The organism is Nitriliruptor sp., assembly GCF_040882075.1.
Classification (GTDB): domain Bacteria; phylum Actinomycetota; class Nitriliruptoria; order Nitriliruptorales; family Nitriliruptoraceae; genus Nitriliruptor.
The window spans coordinates 1-6,104 of the sequence record NZ_JBBEBZ010000046.1; the positions used below are offsets into that span (position 1 = coordinate 1).

The 6,104-nt window shown below is 72.9% G+C and carries 7 protein-coding genes; 6 read left to right on the forward strand and 1 reads right to left on the reverse strand.

From position 1 onward, the window contains the following. Together WEB03_RS02405 and WEB03_RS02410 are read left to right on the forward strand one after the other, a co-directional pair. On the forward strand, positions 1–342 hold a 342-nt coding region (locus WEB03_RS02405; RefSeq protein WP_368069375.1), incomplete at its 5' end, for an oligopeptide/dipeptide ABC transporter ATP-binding protein. After that, on the forward strand, positions 339–1,466 hold the full coding sequence (locus WEB03_RS02410) for an ABC transporter ATP-binding protein (protein WP_368069376.1): 1,128 nt from the start codon (positions 339–341) through the stop codon (positions 1,464–1,466). The genes WEB03_RS02405 and WEB03_RS02410, both read left to right, overlap by 4 nt. A gap of 4 nt (positions 1,467–1,470) precedes the next feature. On the opposite strand, the gene WEB03_RS02415 is transcribed toward WEB03_RS02410, so the two are convergent. Then, positions 1,471–2,031 (reverse strand): hypothetical protein, encoded by a 561-nt coding sequence (locus WEB03_RS02415; RefSeq protein ID WP_368069377.1) that lies wholly within the window; start codon positions 2,029–2,031, stop codon positions 1,471–1,473. A gap of 133 nt (positions 2,032–2,164) precedes the next feature. On the opposite strand from WEB03_RS02415, the gene WEB03_RS02420 reads away from it, so the two are divergent. The 4 genes from WEB03_RS02420 (at position 2,165) to WEB03_RS02435 (ending at position 5,949) form a co-directional block, all read left to right on the forward strand. Further along, positions 2,165–2,566 (forward strand): BlaI/MecI/CopY family transcriptional regulator, encoded by a 402-nt coding sequence (locus WEB03_RS02420; protein WP_368069378.1) that lies wholly within the window; start codon positions 2,165–2,167, stop codon positions 2,564–2,566. 3 nt (positions 2,567–2,569) lie between these two features. After that, positions 2,570–3,952 carry a M56 family metallopeptidase gene (locus WEB03_RS02425; protein ID WP_368069379.1) on the forward strand — a complete coding sequence of 461 codons (1,383 nt, stop codon included), beginning with the start codon at positions 2,570–2,572 and terminating at the stop codon, positions 3,950–3,952. A gap of 73 nt (positions 3,953–4,025) precedes the next feature. Further along, complete coding sequence (gene secG / locus WEB03_RS02430; protein WP_368069380.1) at positions 4,026–4,259, forward strand: preprotein translocase subunit SecG; 234 nt, start codon at positions 4,026–4,028, stop codon at positions 4,257–4,259. 37 nt (positions 4,260–4,296) lie between these two features. After that, positions 4,297–5,949 (forward strand): ABC transporter substrate-binding protein, encoded by a 1,653-nt coding sequence (locus WEB03_RS02435; RefSeq protein WP_368069381.1) that lies wholly within the window; start codon positions 4,297–4,299, stop codon positions 5,947–5,949. The last annotated feature ends 155 nt before the right edge of the window (positions 5,950–6,104 follow it).

Sequence of the window (6,104 nt, forward strand, 5' to 3'; positions counted from 1 at the left end):
CAGGTGATGTACGGCGGGATGCTGTTCGAGACCGCGGACACCGACACCGTCTACCACGCGTCGAGGAACCCCTACACCCGGGGTCTGATGAGCTCGATCCCGACCGCTGCGTCGCGCACGAGCCACCGGCTGCTGCCGATCCAGGGCTCGCCGCCGTCGGCCATCAACCCGCCACCGGGCTGCGTGTTCCGGCCCCGTTGCGTCCACGCCACGGACCGCTGCCGCGAGGAGGAACCGGACCTGCGCCCGCTCGACCCCGATCGCCTGCACTGGAGCCGGTGTCACTACGCCGAGGAACTACCGCCCCTCGGCGCTGCCGACGCTGCCGGGAGCCGCACATGACCGCCGTCGACACCGCCGGTTCGACCCCGCCAGCGGGGTGGACCAGCGATGAACCGGTCCTCGAGATCGAGGATCTGGTCAAGCACTTCCCGGTCCGGTCGGGGTTGCTGCGTCGCGAGGTCGGGCGCGTCCGGGCCGTCGACGGGATCTCCCTCCACGTCAACGCCCAGGAGACGCTCGGCGTCGTGGGGGAGTCCGGGTGCGGCAAGTCGACCCTCGGCCGCTCGCTGCTCCGCCTGATCGAGCCGACCTCTGGCACCGTGCGGTTCAAGGGCGAGGACGTGACCGCAGCCTCCGGGCCGCGGCTGCGTGAGCTCCGCAAGCACCTCCAGATGGTGTTCCAGGATCCGTACGCGTCGCTCAACCCCCGCCTCCCGGTGCGGGACACGGTGGGGGAGCCGCTGATCATCCACGGCGCGTCGAAGTCCGACGCCAGAGCGCGCGTCGGGGAACTGCTGCAAGCCGTCGGATTGTCGCCAGAGCACGCCAACCGCTACCCGCACGAGTTCTCGGGCGGCCAGCGCCAACGCATCGGCATCGCCCGCGCTCTCGCCCTGAACCCCGACGTGATCGTCCTCGACGAGCCGGTCTCCGCGCTCGACGTGTCGGTGCAGGCCCAGGTGATCAACCTGCTCGAGGACCTGCAGGACGAGTTCGACCTGACCTACCTCTTCATCGCCCACGACCTGTCGGTCGTGCGGCACATCTCCGACCGGGTCACGGTGATGTACCTCGGGGTCGTCGCGGAGCTCGCCTCCTCCGACCGGCTCTACGACGCTCCGGCCCACCCGTACTCGCACGCCCTGTTGTCGGCGGTGCCGGTCCCGGACCCGACCATCGAGCGCACCCGTGAGCGGGTGATCCTCCAGGGAGACCTGCCCTCGCCGGCGAACCCGCCCTCGGGGTGCCGCTTCCACACCCGGTGTCCGATCGCCGAGGAACGCTGCCGCGTCGAGGTGCCGGAGCTGCGCGAGGTGCACCCCGGTCAGTTCGTCAGCTGCCACTTCCCGATCGAGCCGGGTGAGACGCTCGTCGACCGGGTGCGTTCGCTCGGTCGCGAGGTGCAGATCGCCGACGCGGGTGTGCCACCCGCTGGGGATGACCGGCCGCCACCGATCGCCTGATGGCTCAGCGTGCGTGCCGCCGGTAGAGGTCGGTCGGGGGCGCTGCTTGGTGGGGGCGGGCGGCCCGCAGCGTCACCGACGCCCCGAGCGCGGTGACGAGCGCGGCGAGTCGGTCGTGCTCGGCGCGGCTCTCGACCCGGTCGGTGAGCAGCCACCGCCGCTTCCCACGTCCGCGGGCGACCAGACCGCCAGCGACGAACGGTTCGCGGCCCTCCCGCCGGTCGACGAGGTTGCGGGTCCGGGTCGCGGTCCCGGGGCGGGTGCGTTCGATCGTCGCGACCTCGTCCCACGTCAGGTGCTGGCGTCGCACCCAGCAGACGCGGGTGATGCCGGTGGCATCGAACTCGACCCGGCGCGGGAGGTCGGCGAGGACCACGATGGCGAGGACCGCGCCGACGAACGCGAGCAGCGCGGGGAACGGCCGGAGGCCTCCCGCCAGGAGCGCGGCACCGCCGAGGAGCAGGAGGGCGACCGGGGTGACCATCCCGGCCGCCAGGCCACGCAGGCTGGCGTGGATGACGACCCGGTCGGGGGGGTCGCCCGGGGACGGATCGGTCGGGTCCATGGGCGGCAGGCTAGTGGTTCCCGGTCGTTCCTCCCCGCTGGGGTGGCGCCTCGCTACGCTGCCGACAGAGCCGCGCGGTGCCACCTGTGGTCGTCCCGACCCGAGGGGAGCCGCGCGAGACGAGGGGACCGACGTGAGCCGGCGGAACGAACCCCTGGAAGCCCTGCTCGGACCGCTCGAGCAGGAGGTGATGGACGTCGTCTGGCGGCGCGGTGACACCACCGTCCGTGACGTCCACGATGACCTCGCTGCGCGGCGGAACATCGCCTACACCACGGTCATGACCACGATGTCGCGCCTCGCCACCAAGGGCCTGCTCGTCCGCGACACCCAGGGCTTGGCGCACCGGTACCGGCCCGCGGTCAGCCGCGACCGGTACGCCCGCTCCGCGGTCGGCGACGTCCTGTCGTGGCTGCTCGAGCGCTACCCCGAACCGGCTGCCTCCTACCTCGCCGACGTCGTCCACGACGTGGACGACGTCACGTTCGACGAGCTGCGCGCAGCGGTCGAACGTCGCCGGAGTCGGGAGTCCTGACCGGTGGGGGATCCCCTGGGTCTGCTCCTCACCCTGCCCGTCGAGTCCGTGGCGGTCCGGGCGATCCTCGCCTCGGCGGCCGGGGTCGTGCTCGTCCGTCTGCTGCTGCGGACCGGCGTCCGCTCGGTCGGGGCGCGGGTCGCGACCGCGCTCGCGCCGGCGACCGCGCTCATCGTGGTCCTGGTGCTGTCCTCGCGTGACGGGCTGCAGCTGCCGCTGGTGATGTTCCCCGCCGACGCGGTCGATGCGCTGGCGGTCCCCGTGACCGACGGGTACGTGCACTTCGCGCCGATCGCGTGGCCGTTGTTGATCGGGGCGTGGGCACTGATCGCCACGACCCGGCTGGTGCGCCGCGCCCTGGCCCACCGCCGGATACATCGCGCGGTCGACGCTGCACGCGCCGAGCCGGTCCCGCCGACGGTGACCGCCGTGGCCGTCGACGTCGCCAACCGGCTCAAGCTGCCCACCCCGGAGCTCGCGGTCGTGGCGTCGTGTCCCGGAGGCGCCTACGTCGTCGGGGCTCGGCGGCCGGTCATCGTCGTCGGCCGTGACCTCGCGGACGCGCTCGACCCCGCGGAGCTCGAGGGGGTCCTGGCGCACGAGCTCGCCCACGTCAAGCGTCGTGACAACCTCGTGGCGACCACCCTCGGTGTGCTCCGCGACCTCGTCTTCTTCGTGCCTGGCGGCGGCTGGGCCATCGCCCAGCTGCACCGGGAGCGCGAGCGAGCTGCCGATCAGGTGGCCGTGCGCGCCACCGGCCGTCCGGGTGCCCTCGCCTCGGGTCTGCTCCGCAACCTCGAGACCGGGCCCGCGCCGTCGAGCGTCCACCCCTGCGCCGCGCTGGCGCCGTCGGCCACGCTGGTCGAGCGTGTCCGGGACCTGGTCGACGATCGCCCGCCGGTGTCCCGCCTCCGCCACGGCACCGAACTCGCCGCTGTGAGCTCGGTCACGGTGGTCGCTGTGACCCTCGCCGTCGTGCTGCCCGCTGCGGTCGCAGGAGCGGATCGTGAGCGCGACGCCGTCGCGGTCGTGTGGTCTGCACCGGCGGCCACGACCCTCGCGGAGGACGGTCCCGCCGCGGAGTCGCGGGTGTTCGACGTGTACCGCCGCACCCGCCTCGAGGTCTCCGGTCCGAGCGTGGTGACCCCCACGCGGCTCGACAGCTCGCCGCACGACGATCGGCCGAGCACGTGGCGCGCGTGCGCCGATCCCGAGACCTGCCCTCAGCCCGACGTGGGGCCGGGGCTCGGTCTGGTGCCGCGACCGGTCATCACGGTGGACGACGAGCTCGCCGAGAGCTGGCTGGCCGACCCGCTGTTCCGGACGCCGACCACCCCCGATGGGCTCTCGATCCCGGCCCTCTACTGGCTGCGTCGGGTCAGCTGACCGCGCTGTCGGTCCGCTACCCTCCCGGACCGCACCATCGTGCGCTCCGTCCCCGCATCGTTCCGAGGTTCACGTGTCCGCCCTCACCATCCTGGTCATCGTGCTGCACGTGATCCTGTCGGCGATCCTCATCCTGTTCGTCCTGCTTCACCGCGGTCAGGGCGGCGGTCTGTCCGACATGTTCGGCGGTGGTTCCGGCGGCGGGCTCCAGGGTTCGGCGGTGGTCGAACGCAACCTCGATCGGCTGACGGTCTTCGCTGCGCTCGCGTTCACCGTCACCAACGTCACGCTCGTCCTCATCTACTGACGTGCCGCACCGCCGAGGACGCACCATCGTGCGTCGGATGGCGGTCGGACTGACGGTCGCTGGCCTCACCCTCGCGATGCTCGCCTCCTGCACCGGTGGCGGCCCGCCCGCCGAGGAACGTGGCCCCTCGGTGAGCCCACCATCGGTCGATGAGTCCGAGCTGCCTGCCGGTGGTGGGACCTTGCGCATCGGTCTCGGGAACGATCCGGCCAGCATCGACCCACGCTTCCTGGCCGACGAGGAGGGCGAGCTGGTCGTCGGCGCGCTGTTCGAACCGCTCGTGCGCGTCGACGTCGACGGTCGCGTGGTCCCGGGCGCGGCCCGAACGTGGCGTGTCTCCGAGGACGGCACCGAGTTCACCTTCACCCTCCGAGAAGCCTCCTTCTCCGACGGGACCCCGGTCACCGCCGCGGACGTGGCGCGGACCTTCGAGCGGATCGCCGACGGGACCGCCTCGCCGCCGTCGTTCCTCGGCTACCTGCTCGCTCCGATCGTGGGTGCCACCGAGGCGGCGGTCTCCGGCGGCGCTCTCCCCGGCGTCGAGGTCGTCGATGAGCGCACCCTCGTGATCCGTCTGGTGGAGCCGCAGCCGAGGTTCCTGACCACGCTGGCCGATCCATCGTTGGTCCCCACCCCGCCGTCAGCGGACGAGGACCCGCAGGGGTTCGGCGCGTCACCGGTCGGCAACGGCCCGTTCGCCCTGGTCGGGGAGCGGGAGCCCGGTGGGTTCCTGCGCCTGGCCCGCGTCGCCGGCCACCACCGCGAGCCGGAGCTCGACGAGGTCATCCTGCAGGTCTACCCCGACGATCCGGGGCGGGACCGGCAGTGGGCTGACCTCGAGGATGGCCTCCTGCACGTCGCGGACGTGGGTGCGGCGCGGATGGACCTCGCCGCAGCGCGGTTCGGGACGTCGGACGACGGCATCACGGGGCCGGGTCTGTTGGGCGGGACGACCGGCACGGTGACCATGTTCGGCTTCCGCGTCGACCGGCCGCCATTCGACGACCCGATCGTCCGCCGGGCGATCTCGCAGTCGATCGACCGCGACGCGATCGCCGACGGGGTGCTGCGAGGCACGATGGCCGCAGCTGACCGGATCGTGCCTCCGGGGATCCCCGGGAGCCAGGTAGGGGCGTGCGACCACTGCCGCTACGACCCGCAGGGGGCGGCGGCGGCGCTGGAGGACGCCGGGATCGAACTGACCGACCCGCTCACCCTCACCTACAGCCGCAGCGCCACGAACACCGCCGTGGCCGAACGTGTCGCGCTCGACGTCTCGTCGGCGCTCGGGGTCGAGGTCGACCTCGAACCGCTCGATCTCGGTGCCTTCGTGCCAGCCGTCCGACGTGGGGAAGCACCGTGGTTCCGGGTGGGCTGGTCGTCGAACGCGCCGGACCCCGGCAGCTACCTCGACCCGCTGTTCCACTCGCGCAACGTCGGCCTGGACAACCTCACCCGGTACGCCGACCCGGAGACCGACGCGCTCCTCGACGAGGGGCGCCGAGCCTCGACCGCCGGCGCCGCCGAGGATGCGTTCGCCCAGGCCGAACGCCGGATCCTCGACGCGGCCGTCGTGACCCCGGTGCTCTTCGGCGTGCGAGCCAAGGTCGTCACCGAGGACGTCGAGGGACTGGTGTGGACCCCCGCGGGGCGGGTCGATCTGACCGTCGTTCGGATCGTCGACGGGTGAGCCCGCGGCGGCCCGCGTGCGGGTGCCGTTCGGCGCTCGTCGCCGTTGGCGGGGGGGGGCTGGGGGAGCGGCTACGCTCCCGCACCCGCGGCAGCACGCCGCAGTCACGCGCGAGTGGCGGAACAGGCAGACGCGCACGGTTGAGGGCCGTGTCC